Consider the following 24,307-nt stretch of genomic DNA (forward strand, 5'->3'; position numbering starts at 1 on the left):
GCGGGTGCGGGCTTCGGAAAGAAGAAGAAGGATTACGGTCGGCGCGTCCTTGCCTCGGTCACCCAGGCTCGACGACTTGGTAGCCTATAGTATGTATAAAGCGTCGAGGCTTTATGTTTTGGCGATCCGGCGGGTCTGCTGCTCCCTTTCGGGCATTTGGAGGCAATTACTGGTTGGCCGCTGACGCGACGCCCCTACAGTCCACGGTACCAGAACGCCGGCAGTATGCGGATATCCGTCTTCTTATGCTGGATGGTTCCGCGCCGACCGCTCCTGCACGACAGCCAAGCCGCCAAGCAGGAACCTTCACTTGCCTTCGCCTCGATCAGGTGCGTTGGAAGTGCTGTGGCGTCTAACCTAATTGGTTCGTTTTGTCAAGAATATTCAGCGCGACCAGCGTGCCCAGATCGCCGTGGGAAGCGCGAGTCCCCGCGCCTCTTCGCGCACGGCGAGTTCGCCCGCCTCCACCTTGCCGGGGAGGTCGGCGAAGGCTTGCGAGAGGAGTTCGCCAATGGCGAGCGCGGACATGCGGACGGCGTAGACGGTAAGGAACAGGAAGCGGCTGTCGGCGTCGAGAAGCTGGCGGCAATCGGCGATCAGCTTGGGTAAGTCTTCCTCCAGTCGCCAGACTTCGCCGTCCGGGCCGCGTCCATATTTGGGCGGATCGAGCAGGATGCCATCATAGCGGCGGGCGCGACGGACTTCGCGGGCGGTGAACTTGGCGGCGTCGTCGACGATCCAGCGGATAGGCTTATCGGCCATGTTGGACAGTTCGGCATTGGCGCGGCCTGCGGACACCGATTTCTTAGACGCGTCGACGTGGACCATCTGCGCCCCTGCCGACGCCATGGCGAGCGTGCCGACGCCGGTGTAACCGAACAGGTTCATGACCTGCGCGTCAGGCTTGTCGGCGATCCGTTCGCGCATCCAAGTCCAGACGGGGGCCATGTCCGGGAAAAAGCCGAGGTGGCGGAAGGGCGTGCAGCTTGACTGGAACGTCACGTCGTCCCAGCGGAGCGGCCAGCCGTCCTTTGGCACAGGCTTCTCATAATACCAGCGGCCGCCGCCTTCGTCGTCCGATCCGGGGATGAATTCGCCGTCCGCGCTCCAGTCGGTGGTGGCGGGTGCCCACATCGCCTGCGGTTCGGGGCGGATGAAGCGATAGCTGCCGTAGCGTTCCAGCTTTCGGCCATGGCCGGAGTCGATCAGACCATAGTCGGCCCACGGTTCTCCAGTCAGGGTGAGCAGGCTCATTGCGGCCGTTAACGCCGGGGCGTCGCGTGATCCGCGACATAGGCGGTGACGGCCTCGAACGTGGCGGGCAGCTTGGTGAAGGCTTCCTCACGATCGAACAGGCTGCCGACGCGGGCGGGCAAGCCGGGGCGCGTGCCAGTAGCGCGCTCTACGGCGTCGCGGAACTTGGCGGGGTGCGCGGTCGCGAGGGTTACGACCGGGATGCTGGGATCGAGATCGTCGGTGCGCGCGGCGGCGAGGCCGATGGCGGTGTGCGGATCGATGATCTGCCCTGCGCCTTCCTGTGCCCAGCGCATCGCCATCGCCATGCCGTCTGCGTCTACGCTGGCGGAGCGGAACAGAGCGGCGGCGCCTTCGCGCTGGGAATTGGTGAGGCGCATGGCCTTGGTGGATTCGAAGCCCGCCATCTGTTCGGCGAGGGCTGCACCGCCGCGACCGCCTGCGTCGAACAGCAGCCGCTCGAAATTGGAGCTGACCTGAATGTCCATGCTGGGGGTGGCGGTGGGCATCACTGTACCCTGGCTGTAGTCGCCCTGCGAAAGCGCGCGGTGCAGGATGTCGTTGACGTTGGTGGCGACGATCAGGCGGGCGACGGGGAGGCCCATCTTGGCCGCCGCATAGCCCGCGAACACGTCGCCGAAATTGCCGGTGGGCACCGCGAAGGCGACCGGGCGGTCGGGCGCGCCGAGGCGGACGGCGGCGTAGAAATAATAGACGATCTGCGCCATCAGCCGCGCCCAGTTGATGCTGTTGACGGCGGAAAGGTTGAAGCGCGACGAAAAGTCCGCGTCGTTGAACATGCGCTTCACCAGCGCCTGTGCATCGTCGAAACTGCCCGAGATCGCGATGTTGTGGACATTGGGCGCGCGGACGGTCGTCATCTGGCGGCGCTGGACATCGGACACACGGCCATCGGGGTGGAGCATGAAGATGTCGATCTTGTCGCGACCCGCGACGGCATCGATGGCTGCAGACCCCGTGTCGCCCGACGTCGCGCCAACGATGGTCAGGTGATCGTCGCGGCGGGACAGGAAACGCTCGAACAGTTGCCCGAGCAGTTGCAGAGCCACATCCTTGAACGCGAGCGTCGGGCCGTGGAAGAGTTCGAGCAGCCAGTGGCGATGATCGAGCTGCACCAAGGGCGTGATCGCCTGATGGCTGAAGCGGCCATAGGCGGCGGTGCAGAGGTCGCGCAGTTCGTCTTCGCTGAGCGATCCGGCGACGAAGGGGGCCATCACGCGGACGGCGGTCTCGACGTAGGAGAGACCCGCCAGCGCGGCGATGTCGGTGGGTGAGAATTGCGGCCAGGACTCGGGCAGGTACAGCCCACCGTCGGATGCGAGGCCCGCGAGCGTCACATCTTCAAAACCCAGCGCCTGCGCGCGTCCCCTGGTGCTGACATATTGCATAATGGTTGGCGCGGTAGCGGGCGCGAGGCCCAAGAGCAAGGTTTTAGGATGCCGAAGGGGGTGGCGGCATAAGCCTTTTGCGCACGGCGATGATGTAGATGATGAGCGCGACCCCGGCGAACAGAAACCATTGCACGGCGTAGGCGAGATGGTTGTTAGGAATGTCCTCCGTGTGCGGTGGCGCAGCGGCCTTGAGGCCCGGCGCAGGCGTGCGGGCGATCAGCATTGGGCGGAGCGGCACGGTCTCGCCGGTTGCGCGGGCGAGGAGCGAGCGGTGGTCGGGCTCCTCTGAAATCCAGCCTTCGATCTGACCTCCGGTCCAATTGGTTTTCGCGTTGGCGCGTGCGGCGACGCCGACGTTGACGAGGACGCCGGGGCCTTCCGCGCCGGTGGAGCATTGCGCGATCTGGCGGAACCCCACCGAGCCATCGGCGGCGCGCCCGGCTTCCTCGCGCCAGCCTACGACGCGCAGGCAATGGACGGATGATCGACGGAACATCAATTCGGGATCGACCGGGGGCAGTTTGGGAAAGGCGACGGAAGGTTTGGCGGGATTGGCGCGCAGGATCACGATCGCCGCTTCTTTTTCATGGCGGCGCTGAAGCTGCCAGACGCCGAGCCAGATCATCGTTGCGACGGCGAGGAGGACGACAACGGTCGGGATGACGGGCAAGCGGCGGATCATGATGCGGACCTGCATGATTCAGCAAAAAGGGCCTGTGCACCGCATGACGGACACAGACCCTTTGCCAAAGAGATAATGGGAGGCGGCATTACGATCTCCGCTCTCCGTGCGCCTCCCCGAAAAGAGGCGCGATCAATCAACCCGCGTGAACCGGCGCGCCCCAGCCGCCCCATACATAGACGGCGATGAAGAGGAACAGCCACACCACGTCGACGAAGTGCCAATACCAGGCAGCGGCTTCGAAACCGAAATGCTGGCGCGGCGTGAAGTCGCCCTTGTACGCACGAATCTGGCAGACGATCAGGAAGATCGTGCCGACCAGAACGTGGAAGCCATGGAAGCCGGTCGCCATGTAGAAGCCCGAGCTGTAGGGCGTGCCACCGAATTCGAACGGCGCGTGGGCATATTCATACGCCTGGATGCTGGAGAACAGCAGGCCGAGAATGATCGTTGCCCACAGGCCTTTTTTCAGGCCGTCGCGATCGCCGTGGATCAGCGAATGATGCGCCCAGGTGACGGTGGTGCCCGAGCAGAGCAGGATCAGCGTATTGAGCAACGGAAGCTCGAACGCGTTCATGACCTCGATCCCCTTCGAGGGGAACAGCCCTTCGATCGGCGCGAGCGCCGAGGGGAAGAGCGAGAAGTCGAAGAAGGCCCAGAACCAGCCGACGAAGAACATGACTTCCGAGGCGATGAACAGGATCATGCCGTAGCGCAGGTGAAGCTGAACAACCGGCGTGTGATCGCCTGCATGGGCTTCGGCAATCACCTTCGACCACCAGCTGTACATCGTATAGAGAACGCCGGCGAGGCCCATCAGGAAGATCCAGCCGCCATGCGCGGGCATCGCGTCAGGATGCATCCACGACACCGCGCCGAAGGCCATGACGAGCGCCGACATGGAGCCGAGGAACGGGACGATGTCCGGCGGAAGAATGTGGTAATCGTGGTTCTTGGCGCCTGCCATCTTGCGGGTTCCCTGTACTTACGGCCTGTTGCTTGCGCCTGCCGGCGGTTTGCTGCGTTAAACGTCCCTTAGCTTGGCTTTTTCCCGTTCTCAACCGGGTAGAAGGTGTAGCTCAAGGTTATTTCCTCAACATCCTTGTTATCGGGATCGTCGAGGATCTTCGGGTCGACATAGTAAAGGACGGGCATACGAAACTGCTCACCGGGTTTCAGGGTCTGCTGCGTGAAGCAGAAGCACTGAATCTTGGTGAAATATTTACCCGCCTGCGTCGGCGTGACGTTGAAGGTGGCGGTGCCGGTGACGGTCTTGTCCGACAGGTTCTTCGCGATGAAGATCTGCATATCGCGCGCGCCGACCGTCACGGTGTCGGTCTTCTGCTCGGGATAGAACTGCCAGGGCATACCGGGCGTGACGTTCGAATCGAAGCGGATCGAGAGATTATGACCGACCTGCGGTTTCACTAGTACCGTGCCATCCGCGCGCTGCGTGGTGCCGTCGAAGCCTGTAACCTGACAGAAGATGCGGTAGAGCGGGACCGACGCAAAACCGAGCGCCAGCATCCCGGCGGCGACCAGCGCCATCCACAGCATCACGCGGCGATTGCGGGCGGCGAGTGCCGGACCGGGCGCGGTCGCCATCAATACATGCCCATCTTCGCGATCGTGATCGCGTAGAAGAGGATCACGAGGCCACCCAATATGATGCCGGTGACGATCGCACGGGACTTCTGCCGCGCCCGAACCAGTTTCTCTTCATCGGGTGTCATGCGAATACCCAGCGGTCGACGACCAGCGCGCCGAACAGGAGGAAAAGATAGAGGATCGAGAATTTGAACAGTCGCCGTTCGGGCAGCATCTTGGCTGGATCGCTCTCGCGGCGATGGCCGACCTGGAACGCCATGACGGCGAAGATCGCGGTGCAGAGGAATGCGACGGTCCCGTAGATCGGGCCAGTGAGGCGCAGTAGTACCGGCGTCATCGCGGCCGCGGCCATGATCGCGGTGTAGAACCAGATCTGGCGGCGCGTCGCAACTTCGCCGGAAACGACTGGAAGCATCGGGATGCCTGCATTGGCGTAATCGAGCTTCACGAACAGCGCGAGCGCCCAGAAGTGCGGTGGGGTCCAGAAGAAGATCAGCGCGAACAGGGCAATGGGAAGCGCCGTGACATCGCCGGTGACGGCCGCCCAGCCGATAACCGGCGGGAACGCGCCCGCCGCGCCGCCGATGACGATGTTCTGCGTGGTGCGGGGCTTCAGCCACATGGTGTAGACGATCACGTAGAACAGGATCGACGCGGCAAGGATGCCCGCCGCCAGCCAGTTGGTCGCAAGGCCCATCAGGACGACCGAGAAGACCGACAGCCCAACTCCGAAGTGGAGGGCGGATTGGCGATCCATGCGTCCAGCGGGAAGCGGCCGGTTTTCGGTCCGCTTCATCTTGGCGTCGATGTCTGCTTCGTACCACTGGTTGAGCGCGCCAGCCGCGCCAGCGCCGAGTGCGATGCAGAGGATCGCGGTGAAGGCAAGTACGGGGTGGATGCTGCCGGGCGCGGCAAGCAGGCCGCAGAGGGCCGTGAAGACGACCAGTGTCATCACGCGTGGCTTCGTCAGCGCCAGAAAGTCACGCCACTCCGCCGGCAGCTTCGTGCCCGACGCGGCTTGTTGAGACTTCATTTCGATCGGCGAACTTGCCATTTTTTCCTCATGCGTCACCCCGGCTCATGCACAGCATTGGGCCGGGGTTCGGACCGGGAACAATTACCCGGATTAGCGAGGCTCCGGATTATACCGGAACCTCGCCTTTATATTTGCGCCTCAGTCGATCTTCGGCAGCGTCTCGAACTGGTGGAACGGCGGCGGGCTGGACAAGGTCCATTCCAGCGTCGTCGCGCCTTCGCCCCAGGGATTGTCCCCTGCCTTCTTGCCTGCGGCCAGCGACCAGAACAGGTTGATGAAGAAGATAACCATGCCGCCTGCCATGATCTCATAGCCGTGGCTGGCAACGCTGTTCCAGTAAGCGAATGCCGAGTTATAGTCGGGAATACGGCGCGGCATACCCGAAAGACCCAGGAAGTGCATCGGGAAGAACAGCACGTTCACACCGACGAAGAACACCCAGAAGTGCAACTGGCCGAGGAACTCGTTGTACATCTTCCCCGACATCTTCGGGAACCAGTAGTAGAAGCCCGCGAAGAGGCCGAACACAGCGCCAAGCGACAGCACGTAGTGGAAGTGCGCGACGACATAATAGGTGTCGTGCATCACGTCGTCGACGCCGCCATTCGCCAGCACCACACCCGTGACGCCGCCGACGGTGAACAGGAAGATGAAGCCCAGCGCCCAGACCATCGGAGTCTTGAAGCTCATCGAGCCGCCCCACATCGTCGCGATCCAGGAGAAGATCTTGATGCCGGTCGGCACCGCGATCACCATGGTTGCGGCAGTGAAGTACATCTTGACGTTCACCGACATGCCGGTCGTGAACATGTGGTGCGCCCACACGACGAAGCCGACTGCACCGATCGCGACCATGGCATAGGCCATGCCGAGATAGCCGAAGACGGGCTTGCGGCTGAACGTCGAGACGATCTGGCTGATGATGCCGAAACCCGGCAGGATCATGATGTAGACTTCGGGGTGGCCGAAGAACCAGAACAGATGCTGGTAGAGCACCGGATCGCCGCCGCCGGCTGCGTCGTAGAAAGTCGTGCCGAAGTTGCGGTCGGTCAGCAGCATCGTGATTGCAGCAGCCAGAACCGGCAGTGCGAGCAGGAGCAGGAACGCGGTGACCAGCACCGACCATACGAACAGCGGCATCTTGTGCAGGGTCATGCCTGGCGCGCGCATGTTAAAGATGGTGGTGATGAAGTTGATCGCGCCCAGGATCGAGCTGGCGCCCGCGATGTGCAGCGAGAGGATCGCGAGATCGACCGCCGGGCCTGCCGAACCGCTGGTCGAAAGCGGCGCATAGACCGTCCAGCCGGTGCCGGCGCCGTTGCCGGTGCCGCCGGGGACGAAGGTCGAACCCAGGAGCAGCGTGAAGGCGGGGATCAGCAGCCAGAAGGAGATATTGTTCATGCGCGGGAACGCCATGTCCGGCGCGCCGATCATGATGGGCACGAACCAGTTGCCGAAGCCGCCGATCATCGCGGGCATCACCATGAAGAACACCATGATGAGGCCGTGCGCGGTGATGAGCACGTTCCAGAGATGATAGGCCTGATCCAGCGTCGCGCCGGGGCCGTCCATCATGGTGGCCCAGGTCTGAAGATACTGGATACCCGGATGCGCAAGCTCGGCGCGCATAAGGCCCGAGATCGCACCGCCGATGATGCCCGCGACGATCGCGAAGATCAGGTAGAGCGTCCCGATGTCCTTATGGTTGGTGGACATGAACCAACGCGCGAAGAACGCCGGCTTATGCTCGGCATGATCGTCGTGGTGGGCGTGTGCGCCGGAGAAGTCGTCCGGATTGGCAGTTACGGTTGTCATGACTGGCGGACCTTATGCATCAAATCTTGGCAGCTTCGCCCTTGGGGGCGTCAGCGGGAGGACCGGGCAACGTGCTGCCCTGCTGCGGACCAGCTTCGCCCGCCGGAGCGGCGGTGCCGGCAGCGGCGCCACTGGTGAGCTTGCCACCCTGCGAGAGAACCCACTGGTCGAACTGAGCGGGCGGCAGGGCTTCGATGGCGATCGGCATGAAGCCATGACGCGCGCCGCAAAGCTCAGAGCACTGACCGTAATAGACGCCCGGCTGCTCAATGGTGAACGTCTTCTCGTTGAGGCGACCAGGCACCGCGTCCATTTTGAGCCAGAGCGAAGGCACGCCGAAGCTGTGGATGACGTCCGCGCCGGTGATAATCATCTTGATCGGGCGGCCCACGGGCAGCACGAGGCGATTGTCCGCACCCAAAAGATAAGGCTCGCCATTGGCCAGCGCCTTTTCCGGGGTCAGCATGTTGGAGACATATTCGCGGATGCCCGCGTCAGGATATTCATAGCCCCAATACCATTGATAGCCCGTGACCTTGATAGTCAGCGCATTCTTGGGCGCGGGTTTGTACTGATCGGCCAGCAAGCCAATCGAGGGCACCGCGATCGCCAGCAGGATCACCACAGGCAGCACTGTCCAGAGCACTTCGATCGTGGTATTGTGCGACGTCTTCGAGGGCACCGGATTGGCCGAGCGGCGATAGCGGAACATCACCCAGAGCATCAGGATCAGCACGAAGATCGAGATCACGGTGATGATCGGCAGCAGCATCACGTCGTGCAGCCAGCGGGCCTGACGGCCAAGCGGCGTGAACTGTTTTTGCAGCGTATATTCGCCGGGCATCGGCATTCCGATGCCTTCAGTCGGCTTCATGCGAGGCGGCGCAGCGACTTTGGCAGCGTCCGGCGCAGCGGCAGTCGCCGCCGGAGCCGCTGCATTCGCGGCAGCTGCGGCCGAATCAGCAGCGGCGGCAGCAGGAGCAGCCGCAGCTGCGTTGTCCTGCGCCAGGGCCCCCTGCCCCAGCACCGGCGCAAACGCCAGCAATCCTGCAAGTACGACCGATTTCACCATCTTCATAAGCGTCTCGACACCTTGTATCCCCGAACAGCCGACGAACGTCACGGAAACGGGTCCGGCAGCGTCTGACTTGGGGCGGCTTATAGGCACGGTTATGCCGCGCCTCAAGCACCTATAAACTGATTTTCTTCGCTGTTGCAACGGGCGGTCCCGCCGCCTATCTGCGGGCGGCTGTGCGAGGATCGGATGCCGGGCTTGCGGGCCGTTGCGCATCTGCCGCGACAAGGGGAACGGGCTGGAAATGACTGACGAAGAAGTGCTGGCGGAATTCAGGGCGGCAGGTGCGCTGCTGGAGGGGCATTTCGTGCTGTCTTCGGGGCGGCACAGCGCTAATTACCTGCAATGCGCGCGCGTTCTGATGAATGCGGAGCGCGCGGGGACGCTGGCGCGGGCGCTGGTGCAGACGCTGCCGCGCGAGATACGCAATGAAATCGAAGTGGTGGTGTCGCCTGCGATGGGGGGCGTTATCATCGGGCACGAAGTCGGCCGCGCGCTGAATGTCGACGCGCTGTTCCTGGAGCGGCCCACCGGCACGTTCGAGTTCCGGCGCGGCTTTGCGTTGAAACCGGGGCAGAAGGTGCTGATGGTGGAGGACGTGGTGACGACCGGCCTGTCGTCGCGGCAGGCGATGGAGGCCGTCGCGGCGGAAGGCGGCATCGTCATTGCCGAAGCGGCGCTGGTGGACCGCTCCGCAGGCGAGGCGGATTTGGGCGTACCCTTCTATCCGCTCGTGAGCATCAATTTTCCGGTCTATGATGCCGATAATCTGCCGCCTGAACTGGCAGCGGTGCCGACCACCAAGCCGGGAAGCCGGAAATAGCGGCCTCGCGCCCCATCGCGGACGCCGCAGCAGCCCGGATCTGAGGGAGAAGATATGAGCGGACATCTGAGGCTGGGCGTCAACATCGATCATGTGGCGACGATCCGCAACGCGCGCGGCGGGGTCTATCCCGATCCGATCCGGGCGGCGCTGGTCGCACAGGAAGCGGGCGCGGACGGCATCACCGCACATCTGCGCGAGGACCGCAGGCACATCATCGACGAAGATATAGGCCATTTGATCGGCGCGATCTCATTGCCGCTCAACATGGAAATGGCCGCGACCGAGGAGATGGTGGAGATCGCGCTGCGGCATCGCCCGCATGCGGCGTGCATCGTGCCAGAGCGGCGCGAGGAAGTGACGACCGAGGGCGGGCTGAATGCGGCAGGGCTGCATAACAACCTGAAGCCGCTCATCACGCGATTGAAGGATGTCGGTATACGCGTCAGCCTGTTCATCGAACCCGATCCGCGGCAGATCGAGGCGGCGCTGTCGCTAGGCGCGCCTGTGGTCGAGCTGCACACTGGCAAATATGCGCATAGCGAGGGCGAGGATCGGGCGGTGGAACTGCGCCGGATTGCCGATGCAGCGGCGCTGGCGGCGAAGAACGGGATAGAGGCGCATGCGGGGCATGGGCTGACGTTCGACAATGTCGCACCGATTGCCGCGATCCCGCAGATCGCGGAACTCAATATCGGCCACTTCCTGATTGCCGAGGCGATTTTTGATGGGCTTGGTCCGGTCGTGCAGCGAATGCGTGCGTTGATGGATGCATCGCGTCCTTCGACAGGCTCAGGATCAGTTGGATGATAATCGGGCTCGGCTCCGACCTGTGCAACATAGAGCGCATCCAGAACTCGCTCGATCGGTTCGGGTCGCGGTTCGAGCAGCGAGTGTTCACGCAAGTCGAGCAGGCCAAGGCGGCGCGGCGGCCCCTCACCAAGGCGGGCGCGCTGGCGAAGCGCTTCGCCGCCAAGGAGGCGTTTTCCAAGGCAGTCGGAACCGGCTTCAAAGCTGGCGTGTTCATGAAGGACATCGGCGTCGTCAATGCACCCTCCGGCGCGCCGACCTTGCATCTGACAGGAGGAGCGGAGGCGCGGTTGCTCTCGCTCATTCCTGCCGGCCATCGGCCCGTCATTCACCTGACGCTCACGGACGATCATCCATGGGCACAGGCATTTGTAATTATCGAAGCCTTGCCGCAATAAGAACGGGCGGGGCGACCTGCAGGCATTAAGACTCCAAGGACGCAGATGACGGCTACTCCGATAGATGCAGGACAGGATACTAGCGTCCGGCTGGACTTCGATTCCACCGCCGATCATAGCGGCCACGAGACGGGGCCGGAGGGCGGCGCGCCGTCGCGGCACGGCGTCGATTGGTGGCAGGAGATCAAGAGCATCGTCGTGCTGGTGCTGGCCGTGCTGTTCTTCCACAGCTTCGTTGCCAAGCCGTTCTACATCCCATCGGAATCGATGATGCCGGTGCTGCTGACCGGCGACCGGCTGGTGGTGAGCAAATATCCCTATGGCTGGTCGTTCGTCTCGCCTAGCTTTCATCCGCTGCCGTTCATCAAGGGGCGGATCTTCGGACGGCTGCCGGAGCGGGGCGACATCGTGATCGTGACGCCGCAGGCGCGGAACGAGGATTATATCAAGCGGGTGATCGGCCTGCCCGGCGACATCCTGGAAGTGCGCGACGGCATCGTCATCCTGAACGGCATTCCCGTGCCGCAGAAGTGGATACCGCCGCTGCGCATCCCGGTAGACGCCAACGCCCCCTGCCCGCCCGACCAGTTCCCCGGCGCGCTGGTCGAGGATCGCAGCGGCAAGCGCTGGTGCGAATTGCCGGTGAAGCAGGAGACGCTGCCCAATGGCAAGACCTACAAGATCATCGATGTCGGCGCGCGGACGCTCGACTGGTACGGGCCGGTGCGCATCCCCGATCACCACGTGTTCCTGATGGGCGACAATCGCGACAACAGCGCGGACAGTCGCGCGACGCTGGCCGATCGCGGCCTCGGCGGGCCGGTGCCGTGGGAAGCGATCGGCGGACGCGCGGAGTTCATCACCTTCTCGCTGGATGGCACCGCCAGCATCAATCCCTTTAGCTGGTTCGGAGCGCTGCGCAGCGGCCGGGCGGGAAGCAGCCTGCGCCCTGCGACGGAGAGCGGCCAATGAGCGACGGCGAGCGACATATCGAACAGCCGGGTCCGGCGGAGCATCAAAGTGCGCTGGTACGCAGTGAAATGCAGCGCGCAGGTGTGTGGATCGGCCTGGTGGTCGCAATCGCATTGGCGTGGTTGCTGGCGCAGCCGATCCTCCTCATCCTTGCAGCGCTGGTGCTGGCGACGATGATGGATGGCGGCGCACGGCTGCTGGGGCGCGTGTTTTCGGGCGGCCGCGGCTGGCGGCTGGCGATCATCATCTTCGGCGTGTTCGGTTTTCTGGCATGGACGGTCTACCTGACCGGATCGCAGATGGCGGGGCAGGCCGTGGCAATGCGCACCATTGTCGAAACACAGATCAACCGCATTGGCGACTGGGCATCGCAGCTCGGCATCACCGCAACCCCGGCCGATCTCAAATCGCTCGGCAATCAGGTGATGAGTTCGCTCGGCCGCGTCACGGCGGCGCTGATGACGACCGTGGGTGTCGTCACCAGCCTGGTCATGATGCTGGTGCTGGCGATCTTCATTGCAATCGAACCCAAGCTCTATGAGCGCGGCGTCGCGTGGATGCTGCCGATCAACAAGCGGCAGAATTTCTACCGGATCGCCGACAAGATGGGCTGGACTTTGCGGCGGCTGATGGCCGGGCGTCTTATCGGGATGCTGGTCGAAGGCATCGGCACCTGGGTGCTGCTGGCGGTCGGCGGGGTGCCGATGGCCGCGCTGCTGGGCGTATTGACGGGGATATTGGCGTTCCTGCCGAACATCGGCGCGATCATATCGGGCGCACTCATCATCCTTGTGGGCTTTTCGGGCGGCGTCGATTCGGGGCTGTACGCCGTGGGCGTGTATCTGGCGGTGCAGATGATCGACGGCTATCTGATCGTGCCGATGGTGGCGAAGCGGGCCGTCGATCTGGCTCCGGCGCTGGTGCTGGGCGCGCAGATCCTGTTCGGCGCGCTGTTCGGAATATTAGGGCTGGCGCTGGCCGACCCGATCGTCGCGATGATTAAGGTATATCTGGAAGAACGGGCCAAGGCGCAGGACGCGGCGCAGGGCGAGCGCTTGCTTGGGGTGCCAAAGGGTTAGCGGCTGGGAACGGGTAAAAGCAATCGCCGCCTTCTGACTCTGGAAAGTCGTATCTGGTGGTGGAAACGTCTTGGAGCCTAGCCGCCCGCGTAGCGATCCCAGGCAAGTGGTTCCAGTCTTCGACTGACCAACGCGCGGCGAAAGTCATTTCCACCGCGCCAGTCAGTTCATTCTGTCGAACCAGCGAGATTTTCCGGCGACGATATCCGTGCCCCTAGGGGACAAGGCCGTTAAACAAGCAGGATTATCGCTTGTCGTGGTTCGCGGCGATGGCCCGCGCGACCGACTGCATCAATTGCCATCGCTCGGGGATCGAAACCGTCGTGCTGCCGATGAACACGGCGACCGCATAGCTCGTCCCATCCGGCGCGGTCATGATGCCGATGTCGTTGAAGCCAGTGGCGCGGGGGCCAAGCTCCTGCCCCGTGCCCGTCTTGTGCAGATAGCTCCAGCCGGGTGGCACGCCGCCCTTGATGCGCTGTGGGCCGGTTTTCGCACGATGCATCACGTCGAGCAGCAGGCTCGTCGACGATGGCGACAGCATTTCGCCACGCTTCAGCTTGGCGAGCGCCATCACCACGGAACTAGGCGCGGCACCGTCCGGTGGGTTCGCAAGATAGGCGTCTAGCGCCCTTTGCCGCACTCCCATCGGTAGTGCCGCGCGCGCAGTGTAGAAATTGCGCCCCTGTGCGTAGCTCGGGTTCCAGCTAAGCCCTGCCGTCGTGCTTTGCAGAATGCGCTCGCCGGGACCAAAGCGGATGTTGCTGACGAAGCGCCGCGCCAGGAAACTGCGCACCGCCTCCGGCCCGCCAACCTTGCGGAGCAGCATGTCGTTCGCGGTATTGTCGCTCTGCGCCATCGCGCGGGTCATCAGGTCTTCGATCGTGGTTGTGAAGCCATCGCTATCCACCATCGCCGCCAGCGGCTGATTGAACAGCGTCAGATCCTCGCGCCGGATCGTCACGGAGTCGGACAGGCGCAGCTTGCCGCGATCCACTGCGTCCAGCATCGCCATCGTTACCCACAGCTTCGACACGCTCTGCTGCGGGAACAGATCGGTGCCGTTCCACGCGACCGTCCAGTCGGCATCGACACGGCGGACCGCGATACCGACCTTCCCATTGAAATTCTGCCCCAGCGACCGGATGATGCTAACCAGCGCAGGTGAGGGCACGCTGCGCGGGTTGTAATCGGGTATGGCTATCGGCGGATTGGCGACGGGCTTGATCGGCTCGCGCGGCTTTTGCGGCGTCGTGACGGGTCCCGTATGGCGCGGGACCGCTGCGGCGACTCTCATCGGCCGGGGTTCGCCGCTGCCTACGCACGCACCCAGCGCCGCCAGCACGAGAGTAAGGCCAAGCCGCCGTCGCACGCGCTCCCTCCGGTCCATGGGAGCGCGGCGCTTGATCTTCATGTGCACGTTTTGCTCTTTTCCCCGCATTTTCAATTCTCTGAGTGTCGAGGCGGACCCTGCCAAAAAGCAAGGTCGATGCGGCGAATGATTCCCCACATGCGATGTAAGGAAGCTGAACGGGGCAACGGAACGCGTCATTGTGCGTTCAGGGCGGCTGCTTAAAAGGCGCGGGAATGACAGAGACTCCTTTTTTCGATCGACGTGCCTGTCTGGCAGCGGGCCTGACGGCGCTCACGCTGAGTGGAATGCCCGCCATGGCCGCGCCTTTTGCATCGCGCCGGATCAGCGTAACGGTGCGCGGCAACGGGCCGGATGTGCTGCTGATACCCGGACTTGCGAGCGGTCCCGGCATCTGGAACGGTACAGTCGCCGCCGTGCCGGGCTATCGCTATCATCTGGTTCAGGTGCGCGGCTTCGCAGGCCTTGCGCCCGACCTCAATAGGAGCGGTCCGTTGCTGGAGCCGCTCGTGGGGGAGATCGCGGCCTATATCACGCAAGCAAAGATCGCTCGTCCAGCGGTCGTCGGGCATTCTATGGGCGGTACGCTGGCGATGTTGCTGGCGATGCGTCCCGCGCCCGCGATTCGCAAAGTCATGGTCGTCGATATGCTCCCCGACGGCGCGAGCATGGTGGGCGGCACGGCCAGCGGAATGGGCTACCTTGCCGATCAACTGAGCAGCTACTTCACCTCCACAAAGGCAGGGCGGCAGCTGTTCATGCAGATGATCGCGCAGCAACCCGGCGCAAAAGGCAGCGATCCTGATGTCATCGCAAGCGCGCTTCGCGAACTGGCGCATACCGACCTTGGTCCGAAGCTGCCGCTGATCCGCGCGCCGATGGAAGTGGTATACGCGCTGGGCGGGGACGCGGCGACGCAACGGGCGCAAGTACAGCGTTACCGCACAGCTTATGCCGCCGCGAAGGCGATGAAGCTGGTGCCGATCAGCCCCAGCGGCCACATGGTCATGAGCGATCAGCCCGCGAAGTTTGCGGCGGCGCTGCGGAATTTTTTGACGGGCTGATCCGAAGTTTGACAACCGTCAAAGTTATCCACCCGGTCCCACACTACACAGGCTCCAGAACCCGAAAGGAGCCTCGCCATGACCGCACAATTTCCCGCAGAGACATTTACGAACGCACGCATCGTGCCCGCACCGGCAGCGCCCGCCCGCGGTCAATATGGTCGGGTGTTCGATCTGCCGCCGGCCCTCTTCTGGCTGACCGTCGGCGCTTATATGACCTATCTCGCGGTGATGGCAGTGGCGTTCCGCGATCCGCAGATCGCCATCCCGATGGTGATCTGTGTCATCAGCTTCGCGGCGGGTTTCGGCGTTCCTGCACTCTGGGCCGGCACTGCGCCGACTCCCGCTGGCCGCAAGCAGAGCTGGGGTCAGTTCATGGCGAACGGCTTCGAATGTGCGACCGGCCATGTGACTGGCGGCGCAGCGACCGCGCAGGTGCTGATCCTTCCTGGCCTGATCCTGCTCTGGGGCGTGTGCATCGCGATCATCGCCGCAGCCGTGCGCTGATCGCGTCTAGTCGACCATCTCCTCCAAACTGGGCACGTCGAGGACTTCCATGCCTCGCGTGCCCGTTCTTTTGATGATGCCGCGCCGCTCCAAAATGCCGATCTGGCGGCTGACCGTTTCTATGGTTAGGCCGAGCAACGCTGCCATCTCGCCCCGCGTCAGAGGCAAGTCGAAGCGCGCCGCGACGCCGCAGGGTGTATTGGAAGCCCCTCGCCCGAAGATCAGGATCAGCCCCGCCACGCGCGCCAACGACGTGCGGCGCCCGATCAAATCGATCAGCGCGCGCGTCTCCGCAAGATCCGCTGTCGAGCGGCGCAGCAGGGCCGTCGCCAGCCGGGGATAGCGTTCCACGGCCCGTTCGTAATCCATCCGTGGGAACAGGCACAGCAGGCTATCCGTCAGCGCCGTCACATGATGATGCGCGCGCGGCGCGAACAATTCGCCGACGAAGCCCGCCGGGTGCACTAGTGCAACGATCCGTTCCGTTCCATCCGCATCGATCGCGGCGATTTTGAGCGCGCCAGAGATCAGAGTGGCGCAGGCGTAATTATCGTCCCCTGCATCGACCAGTGCCTCACCCCGATGCAGCGTGCGATGCGTGCCGATCCGCGCCAACTCGCTGCGTTCCGCTTCGGACAACGCCGCGCATACCGCTTGCTCGCGAACCGAACATGCGGCGCAATGATCCGTCGGGATCACGGCACCAGCACCGTATCCACCGCCTCCGATAGCATCTCCGGGTAGTCCAGCGTGTAGTGCAGCCCGCGGCTCTCCTTGCGATGCAGCGCCGATCGCACGATCAGCCGCGCGACTTCCAGCAGGTTGCGTAGTTCGATCAGATCCGGCGTCACACGGAAGTTGCCGTAATAGTCGTCCACTTCCTGCGCGAGGAGGTCGATGCGGTGCTTAGCGCGTTCCAGCCGCTTGGTGGTGCGCACGATGCCCACATAGTCCCACATGAAGCGGCGGATTTCGCGCCAGTTGTGCTGGACGATGACTTCCTCGTCCGAGTCGGTGACGCGGCTTTCGTCCCAAGCGCGGATCAGGGGCGACACGGGTAATTCGTCCCAGTGGGCGAGGATATGCTTCGCCGCCGCCTCCCCGAACACGAAGCATTCAAGGAGGGAGTTGGACGCGAGGCGATTTGCGCCGTGCAGACCGCTTTCGGTCACTTCGCCCGCCGCGTAGAGGCCCGGTAGATCCGTGCGCCCGTCGAGGTCGATCACCACGCCGCCGCAGGTGTAATGCTGGGCCGGCACCACAGGAATCGGTTCCTTCGTGATGTCGATGTCGATGTCCAGCAGCCGCGCGTAAATGGTCGGGAAATGCTCCTTGATGAATTCGGGCGGTTTGTGGCTGATATCGAGGTGCACGTAATCGAGGCCCAACCGCTTGATCTCATGATCGATCGCGCGCGCCACCACGTCACGCGGCGCCAGTTCGCCGCGTGGATCATGCTTGTCCATGAAGCGCTTGCCGCCGCCGGGCACGCCGGGGGGCAGCTTCAGCATGCCGCCTTCGCCGCGCATCGCCTCGGTAATCAGGAAGTTCTTCACCTCCAGATTGTAGAGGCAAGTCGGGTGGAACTGGTTCATTTCCATGTTGGAAACGCGGCACCCCGCGCGCCAGGCCATTGCGATCCCGTCACCGGTCGCCCCACGCGGCGCGGTCGAGAACAGGTACGTGCGCCCTGCCCCGCCCGTCGCCAATATCGTCGCACGACCCAGCAGCGCGTCGACATGCTTGGTGGCCTTATTGAAGGCATAGACGCCCCACACATGCCCGTCGCCCGAGTAGCGCTCGCCATGGCGGCTGGTGATGAGGTCGATGGCGACCATGTCGCTCATCAGCGTGATGTTGGGGTTCGCCTGCGCCGCCTTTACCAGCGCCACCTGCACCGCTGCGCCGGTCGCATCGTCGACATGCACGATGCGGCGATGGCTGTGCCCGCCCTCGCGCGTCAGGTGCCAGCGTTCGCCAAGGCCGTCGCCCGCGTTGAACGGCACGCCGAGTTGCGCGAGGCGCTCGATCGCGGCGGGCGCGTTTTCCACCACGAATTCCACGGTCTCGCGATTGTTGAGGCCCGCCCCCGCGATCATCGTGTCCTCGACATGCTGCGCGAAGCTGTCGCCCGGCTCCAGCACTGCGGCGATCCCGCCCTGCGCCCAGTTGGTCGATCCGCCGTCCAGCGCGCCTTTGGCCAGCACCAGCACCTTCTTGTCCTGCGCCAGCGTAATCGCCGCCGTCAGCCCCGCCGCACCGGAGCCGATGATGATGACGTCGTATTGGTGTGTGGGCATCGTCGTCCTGGCGCTGTCTTTTATTCCGTTCGCCCTGAGCCTGTCGAAGGGCCATACCGAACGCAGTGAGGGGGTATTGCCTTCGACTACGCTCAGGCGAAGGCTTCGACAAGCTCAGCCCGAACGGAGGTGGGGGGCAGTTTGGTTAAGCCGCCGCCGCAGTCAGGTTGAGGAATACATCCTCCAGGTCCGGGTCGCGCGTCACCACGTCCACGATCTGCAACCCCATCGCCTGCACCGCGCTCAGCACGTCGCCAGCATTGGCCTTGTCCTTCGAATAGGTGATGCTGAGCACGCGCTCCCCTTGCAGTTCCACTTTCTCGAAACGTAGATGCGATGGCGCATCGGTAAGATCGCGATCGACCGTCACCTGCACCACCTTCTCCTGTGCCATGCCCACCAGTTCGCGAGTCGGCTTGTCGGCGATGACGCGGCCATGGTTGATGATCGCGATCCGATCGCAAAGCTGTTCCGCTTCCTCAAGATAATGCGTCGTCAGCACGATCGTCACGCCCTGATCGTTCAACTGCTTCACATAGGCCCAAAGTTGCTGGCGAAGTTGAATGTCCACGCCCGCCGTCGGCTCGTCCAGCACCAGAATCGGCGGCGAATGCACCATGGCCTTTGCCACCAGCAACCGCCGCTTCATGCCGCCCGAAAGAGTGCGGGCATAGGCGTTGGCTTTATCCTCCAGATGCACCGCGCGCAGCAGCTCCATCGTCTTGCGCGCATCCTTGGGCACGCCATAGAAACCCGCCTGATTCTCCAGCGTCTCGAACGGCGTGAAGAACGGGTCGAACACGATTTCCTGCGGCACGATACCGATCGAGTTCTTTGCATTGCGCGGGTTGGCGTCGATATCGAAGCCCCAGATGCGCGCATGGCCGCCGGACTTGTTCACCATACCGGACAATATGTTGATAAGCGTCGATTTCCCCGCGCCATTCGGCCCCAGCAGCCCAAAGATCTGCCCACGCGGCACCTCGAACGACACATGGTCGAGTGCGAGCTTTCCGCCCTTATAGACCTTGGTCAGATTGTCGATGGCGATGGCGGGTATGGGTGTCGGCGTGTCGATCATGCGCGTCTCATAGCGTGGCGGAACCGGCAGGTCGAGCAAGCGCTATATTGCGGCGCACCAACTGCGATGATACAGGCGATGCCATGATCCAGCCGCCCGAACTTTTCCGTGTATCCAAGACTCGCGTGACCTGCGACGGGTCGGGCGACATTCCTGCCGCCCTTGGCCATCCGCGCGTCTATCTGGAGATCGACGAGAAGGGCTATGTGGATTGTGGCTACTGCGACCGGCGCTTCGTGCTGATCGGCGGGCCTGCCGATGGTGCGGACCAGAGCAGCCTGCCGGACGTTCCCTCCGGCGCGAGCCTCTAGGCTTACGGATTATTCCCGCAGCGCACTGTCGCGAATGCGGATGAGCGGCCCCAAGATATAGTCCATGATGCTCTGACGGCCGGACTTGATGTTCACTTCGGCCGTCATGCCCGGAATGACCGGCTTGCCTGCACCGAATTTTGACGTCTCGGCCCGCAGGCGCACACGGTAATAGACTTCGCCCTTGGCATCCTGAATGACGTCCGGCGACACATCGACGACTTTTCCGTCCAGCCCGCCATAGATCGCCGAATCATAGGCGGAAATTTTGATATTTGCCGGAAGGCCCGACCAGACCTGACCGCGATCCTTGGGCATGATCCGCGCTTCGATCATTACCACCTTGTCGACGGGTACGATTTCGATGATCGGTTCGCCGCCGCGGATCACGCCGCCGACTGTCTGAACATAGAGCTTGTTGACGATGCCATCCATCGGCGCGCGGATTTCCTCGCGCGATTCCTTGTCGGAATAGGCGTCCAGCGTCTCGCCGGCCTTGGCGAGTTCCATGCGGAGCTTGGCGGCTTCCGCCTTCGTTTCCTGCACCGACTTGGTCCAGACTTCGCCGCTGCGGGCCGATGTTTCGCTCATTTGCGCCCGGACCTGGGGAATCTGGCTTTCCACGTCGGCGATGCGCGTCTGGAGCGCCAATAGCATCGATCGCTTGTCGAGCACTTCGCGTTCGGAGATCGCTTCGGCTTCATAGGCGCGTTCCAGCTTGTCGAGCTGCGTCATCATCAGCGTCTGTTCGCTGCGCAGGTTCTTGAGGCGCGATTGCAGACCGGCGAGTTCGGCGCGATGCTGGCGCGACTGTTCCGAGATGATGCCGGTTTCCTGACCCCGTTGATTGCGACTCGAATAGAATAGCGCCTCTTCGGATGCGGCGATGTCGGGCGCGGCTTTCGCCAGATCGGCAGGCACGGTGAAGCTGGACGCGCCGCTGACGGTCGCATCCATCCGCGCCAAAGCAATGCGCTTGGCAACGACATCGGTACGGGCGTTTTCGAAGTCGGCGGTCGTGAATTGATTGTTGATGCGCATCAGGATCTGCCCCTTGCGGACGCGCTGGCCTTCGCTGACGAGTAGCGCCTGCACGATGCCGCCTTCGAGATGCTGGACGACCTGATTTTGTACCGAAGGCAGGACACGGCCTGATCCCCGCGTGACCTTGTCGACTTGAAAGAACACGGCCCAGGCGAGGAACGCGATGACGAGGAACGCCAGTACCTTCAGCACGCGGCCCTGACGGTCGGTGCGGATGCGCGCGCTCCATGGCGCAATGCCGTCGATCGGGGCGCTGGCGACCTTGATGTCGCCTGCAAACGCTGCCGCCAGTTCACGGCTGCTCACGCCTTCGAACAGGCTGGCCCCGCCGAGCGACCGGATGATTCGGTCTCTGATTGCGCTGAATTTCATGTCGTGGTCCCCGAAAATCTCAGCGGCGTTTACCACTCATTATCCTTAAGAATGTTTAATGATCCCCGCAAACATATGGGGACTACCATGACGCGGGCTTCAGACGAGCAGACGGGGATCAGCCTTTTCGGGCGGATAGCGGCGGCCATTGGCATGGCGCCGTCACCCGAATCACGCAGCGAGCGCGCGCGCCACGCGGCCAATGCGGCGCGGCAATGGAGCGGATCGGTAGAGCCTGCATCGCTGGTGACATGCCTGGAGCGCCTCAGCGCATTATGCGGCAAGCCGACGCCGCGCGACATGCTGATCGCGGCGCTGCCGATGCCCAATGGCTTCATGGACCCTCGCCTAGCGCCCATCGCGATGGCCCGCGCGGGGCTGGACGCACGATGGGACATGCGGCCACTCGCCAGCCTGACGCCGCAGGATCTGCCGATCGTCATGCAGTTGCGCGAGGGGGCTCGGTATTGCTGGTCGGCCTGAGCGACGATCCCCATGCCACCATCATCGACGCAACTGGCGAGAAGCTGGTGCCGCTCCCGATCCTGAAGGAACTGGTGAGCGAGGACGTCCTCGTCTGCGGCCATGTCGACCCGGCAAACGGGTTGGAACTGGACGATGAGCGCAGTTTCGTGCGCCGTAATCCGCGCCTCTGGCTGCTCGGCACGTTCCTCAGCGAGCGCAAGCGACTCGGGCAGTTGCTGCTGGCGGCGGCCTTCCTCAATCTGTGCGCGCTGGCTATCCCCCTCTATATGCGCGCGGTTTACGACCGGGTGGTGCCCAATTTGGCGATCGAATCGCTTTGGGCGCTATCGGCCGGCGTGATGATCGTTCTGGTCTTCGAATTTGTCTTCAAACACGTCCGTGGCGGCTATATCGACGCCGTGGGCGTGCGCGTGGGACAGGCGATCCAGAACCGGGCGATGGCGTCCTATCTGCACGCGCGGATGGGCCATGCGGAAAGCAGCGTCGGCGGACTAATGACGGCACTGCGCGATGTCGAGGCGCTGGCCCTGCTCGTGCCGCAGGCGGTCGTGACATTCTGCATCGATGTGCCGTTCTTCTTCGGATATGTCGCGCTCATCATGCTGATCGGCGGCTGGGCCGTTGCAGGACCGATCGTCGGCGCAGGCGCGATGGTGCTGGTGGGCATCACCGCTGCTTACGCCCTGAAACTCTCCAGCCGCCGTTCGTCGAAGCTGATGCACGCCCGTAGCAACCTGGTCGTCGACGTGACCGAGGGGTTGACCACAATCAAGGCCAACCAAGCGGAGCGACATTTCCTGCGCCAGTGGGACATCGTGTCCGATCACATCGGCATCAGTTCCAAGGTCGCACGCAAATGGAGCGACCTGCCTGCCTCGATGGCGGGGCTGCTGGTGCAGATGGTGACGGTGCTGGTTGTCATTATCGGCGTGTTCCAGATCAAGGCCGGGATCATGACGACGGGTGCGCTCGTCGCCGTGACGATGCTGACCGGCCGTGCGATGGTGCCGGTGTCCGCCGCGATCTCGGTCGTGTCGAAGGGCTATCAGAGCCTGTCGCAGTTCGCGGCGCTCTCCAAAATCCTTGGTGCTGAGCCTGAGCGGGAAACATCCGATCCAGCCGTCAAGACGCGCGCGATCAAGGGTGACATCCGCCTGCAGAACGTCGTCTTCTCTTATTCCGAAGCCGCGACGCCAAGCCTCAAGGACATCACCCTTTCGATCAAGCCGGGCGAGAAAATCGCCCTGATCGGCCGTTCGGGGTCGGGCAAATCTTCGCTGCTGCAACTACTTGCCGGGCTGCGTCAGCCACAGGGCGGCGCGATCACCGTTGATGGCAATGCGATCGACCAATATGCCGTCAGTCACTTGCGTCAGAGCATTTCCTATTCGGCGCAGGACGCGACTTTGTTCAATACGTCGATCTGGGGCAACATCCTGCTCGGCCTTCCCGAACCGGAAGCGGACATCGTGGAGCGCGCCATCGCCGCGTCGGGCCTTGATCGCTTCGTCAGCCGCAGTGTCGAGGGCTATGGCCGCAATGTTGGCCCCAATGGCGTCAAGCTGTCGGGCGGACAGCGGCAGTCGGTTATCCTGGCGCGCGCACTGCTGCGCGATCCGCCGATCCTGCTGCTGGACGAACCTACTGCCGCAATGGACATCAATAGCGAGCAGGCGGTGATGGAGGGCCTGCGCGATGTGGCGAAGGACCGGACGCTGGTGATTGCGACGCATCGCATGGCGCTTCTCGATCTGGTCGACCGGGTGATCTGGCTGGAGGAAGGCAAGGTGTTCGCCGACCGCCCCCGCGCCGAGATCCTGATGATGATGCGCAACCAGCAGGCCGCCAACCGCGCGGCATGATCGCTGTTGGTGAGGGTTTGTTAAGGTTAATTCACTACCAACGACGATGAAACGGGATCGCGCGCAAGCCGCGCGGCTAATTTGGGGAACGTTACGTGGCGGGTGCTTCAGCAGAAGGCGAAGTCAATCACTGGCCGGCATTCGTCGACGTGCTGACGACCGTCATCATGGTCGTCACCTTCCTGCTCGTCATCATGAGCGCGGCGGTGATGGTCCTTTCGCAGCGCACGCTTCAGACTGTCAAGGCGCAGCTCGAAGCGAAAGAGCATAAGACTGCCGATCCCAGCGCTGCCACATCTGCCAGCGCCAAGGATCAGAACAGCAGACCAACAACCATCAGGTCACGGCCGAAGCGGGCAGCTCGAATGCAGAGCTTGGCGCGGTGCTGCGAACCGATAAGCCGATCAACGGCAGCGAGGCGCTGACGATCCGCACGCGCGAAACGGCTGACACGCTGAAGCTCCAGGTCAAGGCTATGGAACAGCCCGACGAGCAAGGGGGTCGAGGTGAAGACTGCCGATGTGTTGCTGCGCGTCACGTTCGAGCCGCTGGCGGTGCGCTACAACGATGACACGTCAAAGCAGGTGATGGACTTCCTCAGCACGCGGCAATCGCCCGGCATGAAGTATGAGATCTGGTCCTTCGCACCGCAGACATCCTCGATCACCGAGGCGCAGCGACTGGCCTTCTATCGCGCCGCGATGACGCGCAACCTGCTCGTGCGCGCCGGGATCAAGCCTGCCGACATTTACACCCAGATTCGCGTAACGGATGCGGCCGCCAAGGATGGCCACAACGTCCGTGTCGTTCTGAAACCCTGACGCCGCAGCACCAGCGAAAGTATCCGCGATGGAACAGAAAATCCGATCCGAACTGCTGAAGATGACCATGGTCATGCTCGTGCTGCTGGGTCTTGGCATCTACGCGCATCAATTTGTGATCGC

Annotated in this window: 26 protein-coding genes; 12 read left to right on the top strand and 14 right to left on the bottom strand. The window is 63.2% G+C overall.

Translation table 11 applies throughout. The features are described from left to right. Window positions 1-384: 384 nt before the first annotated feature. From C1T17_RS19595 to coxB, 9 genes are all read right to left on the bottom strand, one after another. Complete coding sequence (locus tag C1T17_RS19595; protein ID WP_104954875.1) at window positions 385-1,254, bottom strand: class I SAM-dependent methyltransferase; 870 nt, start codon at window positions 1,252-1,254, stop codon at window positions 385-387. An 8-nt stretch (window positions 1,255-1,262) separates the two neighbouring features. Further along, on the bottom strand, window positions 1,263-2,663 hold the full coding sequence (gene thrC / locus C1T17_RS19600) for a threonine synthase (protein ID WP_104954876.1): 1,401 nt from the start codon (window positions 2,661-2,663) through the stop codon (window positions 1,263-1,265). 43 nt (window positions 2,664-2,706) lie between these two features. Then, window positions 2,707-3,348, bottom strand: a complete 642-nt coding sequence (locus C1T17_RS19605; RefSeq protein ID WP_104955385.1) for an SURF1 family protein — start codon at window positions 3,346-3,348, stop codon at window positions 2,707-2,709. 136 nt (window positions 3,349-3,484) lie between these two features. Further along, on the bottom strand, window positions 3,485-4,315 hold the full coding sequence (locus tag C1T17_RS19610; protein WP_104954877.1) for a cytochrome c oxidase subunit 3: 831 nt from the start codon (window positions 4,313-4,315) through the stop codon (window positions 3,485-3,487). 68 nt (window positions 4,316-4,383) lie between these two features. Next, on the bottom strand, window positions 4,384-4,953 hold the full coding sequence (locus tag C1T17_RS19615; protein WP_104954878.1) for a cytochrome c oxidase assembly protein: 570 nt from the start codon (window positions 4,951-4,953) through the stop codon (window positions 4,384-4,386). After that, window positions 4,953-5,081: a hypothetical protein gene (locus C1T17_RS21955; RefSeq protein WP_262982713.1), complete on the bottom strand. Its 129-nt coding sequence runs from the start codon at window positions 5,079-5,081 to the stop codon at window positions 4,953-4,955. The genes C1T17_RS19615 and C1T17_RS21955 overlap by 1 nt, the downstream gene beginning before the upstream one ends. Beyond that, window positions 5,078-6,010: a heme o synthase gene (locus tag C1T17_RS19620; RefSeq protein WP_223262715.1), complete on the bottom strand. Its 933-nt coding sequence runs from the start codon at window positions 6,008-6,010 to the stop codon at window positions 5,078-5,080. The genes C1T17_RS21955 and C1T17_RS19620 overlap by 4 nt, the downstream gene beginning before the upstream one ends. A 120-nt stretch (window positions 6,011-6,130) precedes the next feature. Beyond that, window positions 6,131-7,807 carry a cytochrome c oxidase subunit I gene (ctaD, locus tag C1T17_RS19625; RefSeq protein WP_104954879.1) on the bottom strand — a complete coding sequence of 559 codons (1,677 nt, stop codon included), beginning with the start codon at window positions 7,805-7,807 and terminating at the stop codon, window positions 6,131-6,133. Between the two features lie 19 nt (window positions 7,808-7,826). After that, window positions 7,827-8,885: a cytochrome c oxidase subunit II gene (gene coxB, locus C1T17_RS19630; protein WP_104954880.1), complete on the bottom strand. Its 1,059-nt coding sequence runs from the start codon at window positions 8,883-8,885 to the stop codon at window positions 7,827-7,829. Window positions 8,886-9,126: 241 nt separating this feature from the next. Here coxB and pyrE point away from each other — a divergent pair, with 241 nt between their 5' ends. Genes pyrE through C1T17_RS19655 form a run of 5 tightly spaced genes read left to right on the top strand, consistent with a single transcriptional unit; the run spans window position 9,127 to window position 12,964 of the window. After that, a complete protein-coding gene (pyrE, locus tag C1T17_RS19635; RefSeq protein WP_104954881.1) occupies window positions 9,127-9,705 on the top strand; it encodes an orotate phosphoribosyltransferase in 579 nt (192 codons plus the stop codon). Between the two features lie 54 nt (window positions 9,706-9,759). Beyond that, window positions 9,760-10,515, top strand: a complete 756-nt coding sequence (locus C1T17_RS19640; RefSeq protein WP_104954882.1) for a pyridoxine 5'-phosphate synthase — start codon at window positions 9,760-9,762, stop codon at window positions 10,513-10,515. Beyond that, a complete protein-coding gene (gene acpS, locus C1T17_RS19645; protein ID WP_104951647.1) occupies window positions 10,512-10,913 on the top strand; it encodes a holo-ACP synthase in 402 nt (133 codons plus the stop codon). The genes C1T17_RS19640 and acpS overlap by 4 nt, the downstream gene beginning before the upstream one ends. Before the next feature lie 45 nt (window positions 10,914-10,958). Then, window positions 10,959-11,885, top strand: a complete 927-nt coding sequence (gene lepB / locus C1T17_RS19650) for a signal peptidase I (RefSeq protein ID WP_104951648.1) — start codon at window positions 10,959-10,961, stop codon at window positions 11,883-11,885. Further along, window positions 11,882-12,964, top strand: a complete 1,083-nt coding sequence (locus C1T17_RS19655) for an AI-2E family transporter (RefSeq protein ID WP_104951649.1) — start codon at window positions 11,882-11,884, stop codon at window positions 12,962-12,964. Before lepB ends, C1T17_RS19655 begins: the two co-directional genes overlap by 4 nt. A gap of 244 nt (window positions 12,965-13,208) precedes the next feature. Here C1T17_RS19655 and C1T17_RS19660 read toward each other — a convergent pair whose 3' ends face one another. Beyond that, entirely contained in the window at window positions 13,209-14,378 is a 1,170-nt protein-coding gene (locus tag C1T17_RS19660) for a serine hydrolase (RefSeq protein WP_223262716.1), read from the bottom strand. A gap of 173 nt (window positions 14,379-14,551) precedes the next feature. On the opposite strand from C1T17_RS19660, the gene C1T17_RS19665 reads away from it, so the two are divergent. Both C1T17_RS19665 and C1T17_RS19670 read left to right on the top strand, forming a co-directional pair. Continuing rightward, window positions 14,552-15,400, top strand: coding sequence for an alpha/beta fold hydrolase (locus C1T17_RS19665; protein WP_104951650.1), 849 nt, complete (start codon window positions 14,552-14,554; stop codon window positions 15,398-15,400). Window positions 15,401-15,478: 78 nt separating this feature from the next. Then, window positions 15,479-15,907: a hypothetical protein gene (locus C1T17_RS19670; RefSeq protein WP_104951651.1), complete on the top strand. Its 429-nt coding sequence runs from the start codon at window positions 15,479-15,481 to the stop codon at window positions 15,905-15,907. Between the two features lie 6 nt (window positions 15,908-15,913). On the opposite strand, the gene C1T17_RS19675 is transcribed toward C1T17_RS19670, so the two are convergent. The 3 genes from C1T17_RS19675 to C1T17_RS19685 form a co-directional block, all read right to left on the bottom strand. After that, on the bottom strand, window positions 15,914-16,606 hold the full coding sequence (locus tag C1T17_RS19675; RefSeq protein WP_223262717.1) for a Crp/Fnr family transcriptional regulator: 693 nt from the start codon (window positions 16,604-16,606) through the stop codon (window positions 15,914-15,916). Then, window positions 16,603-18,207: an L-aspartate oxidase gene (gene nadB, locus C1T17_RS19680; RefSeq protein WP_104951652.1), complete on the bottom strand. Its 1,605-nt coding sequence runs from the start codon at window positions 18,205-18,207 to the stop codon at window positions 16,603-16,605. The genes C1T17_RS19675 and nadB overlap by 4 nt, the downstream gene beginning before the upstream one ends. Window positions 18,208-18,352: 145 nt before the next feature. Then, window positions 18,353-19,288, bottom strand: a complete 936-nt coding sequence (locus tag C1T17_RS19685; protein ID WP_104954888.1) for an ABC transporter ATP-binding protein — start codon at window positions 19,286-19,288, stop codon at window positions 18,353-18,355. 83 nt (window positions 19,289-19,371) lie between these two features. Here C1T17_RS19685 and C1T17_RS19690 point away from each other — a divergent pair, with 83 nt between their 5' ends. Further along, on the top strand, window positions 19,372-19,599 hold the full coding sequence (locus C1T17_RS19690; RefSeq protein WP_104951653.1) for a zinc-finger domain-containing protein: 228 nt from the start codon (window positions 19,372-19,374) through the stop codon (window positions 19,597-19,599). 9 nt (window positions 19,600-19,608) lie between these two features. Here the strand turns inward: C1T17_RS19690 and C1T17_RS19695 are convergent, their stop codons facing one another. Further along, window positions 19,609-21,015 carry an HlyD family type I secretion periplasmic adaptor subunit gene (locus C1T17_RS19695; RefSeq protein WP_104951654.1) on the bottom strand — a complete coding sequence of 469 codons (1,407 nt, stop codon included), beginning with the start codon at window positions 21,013-21,015 and terminating at the stop codon, window positions 19,609-19,611. Between the two features lie 87 nt (window positions 21,016-21,102). Here C1T17_RS19695 and C1T17_RS21450 point away from each other — a divergent pair, with 87 nt between their 5' ends. From C1T17_RS21450 to C1T17_RS19710, 4 genes are all read left to right on the top strand, one after another. Further along, on the top strand, window positions 21,103-21,498 hold the full coding sequence (locus tag C1T17_RS21450; RefSeq protein WP_189338436.1) for a hypothetical protein: 396 nt from the start codon (window positions 21,103-21,105) through the stop codon (window positions 21,496-21,498). After that, complete coding sequence (locus tag C1T17_RS19700) at window positions 21,483-23,363, top strand: ATP-binding cassette domain-containing protein (protein WP_189338437.1); 1,881 nt, start codon at window positions 21,483-21,485, stop codon at window positions 23,361-23,363. Before C1T17_RS21450 ends, C1T17_RS19700 begins: the two co-directional genes overlap by 16 nt. A gap of 95 nt (window positions 23,364-23,458) precedes the next feature. Next, window positions 23,459-23,788 carry a hypothetical protein gene (locus tag C1T17_RS19705; RefSeq protein WP_104954884.1) on the top strand — a complete coding sequence of 110 codons (330 nt, stop codon included), beginning with the start codon at window positions 23,459-23,461 and terminating at the stop codon, window positions 23,786-23,788. Window positions 23,789-23,869: 81 nt separating this feature from the next. Next, window positions 23,870-24,184, top strand: a complete 315-nt coding sequence (locus tag C1T17_RS19710; RefSeq protein ID WP_104954885.1) for a hypothetical protein — start codon at window positions 23,870-23,872, stop codon at window positions 24,182-24,184. The last annotated feature ends 123 nt before the right edge of the window (window positions 24,185-24,307 follow it).

This window comes from Sphingobium sp. SCG-1 (assembly GCF_002953135.1).
Classification (GTDB): domain Bacteria; phylum Pseudomonadota; class Alphaproteobacteria; order Sphingomonadales; family Sphingomonadaceae; genus Sphingobium.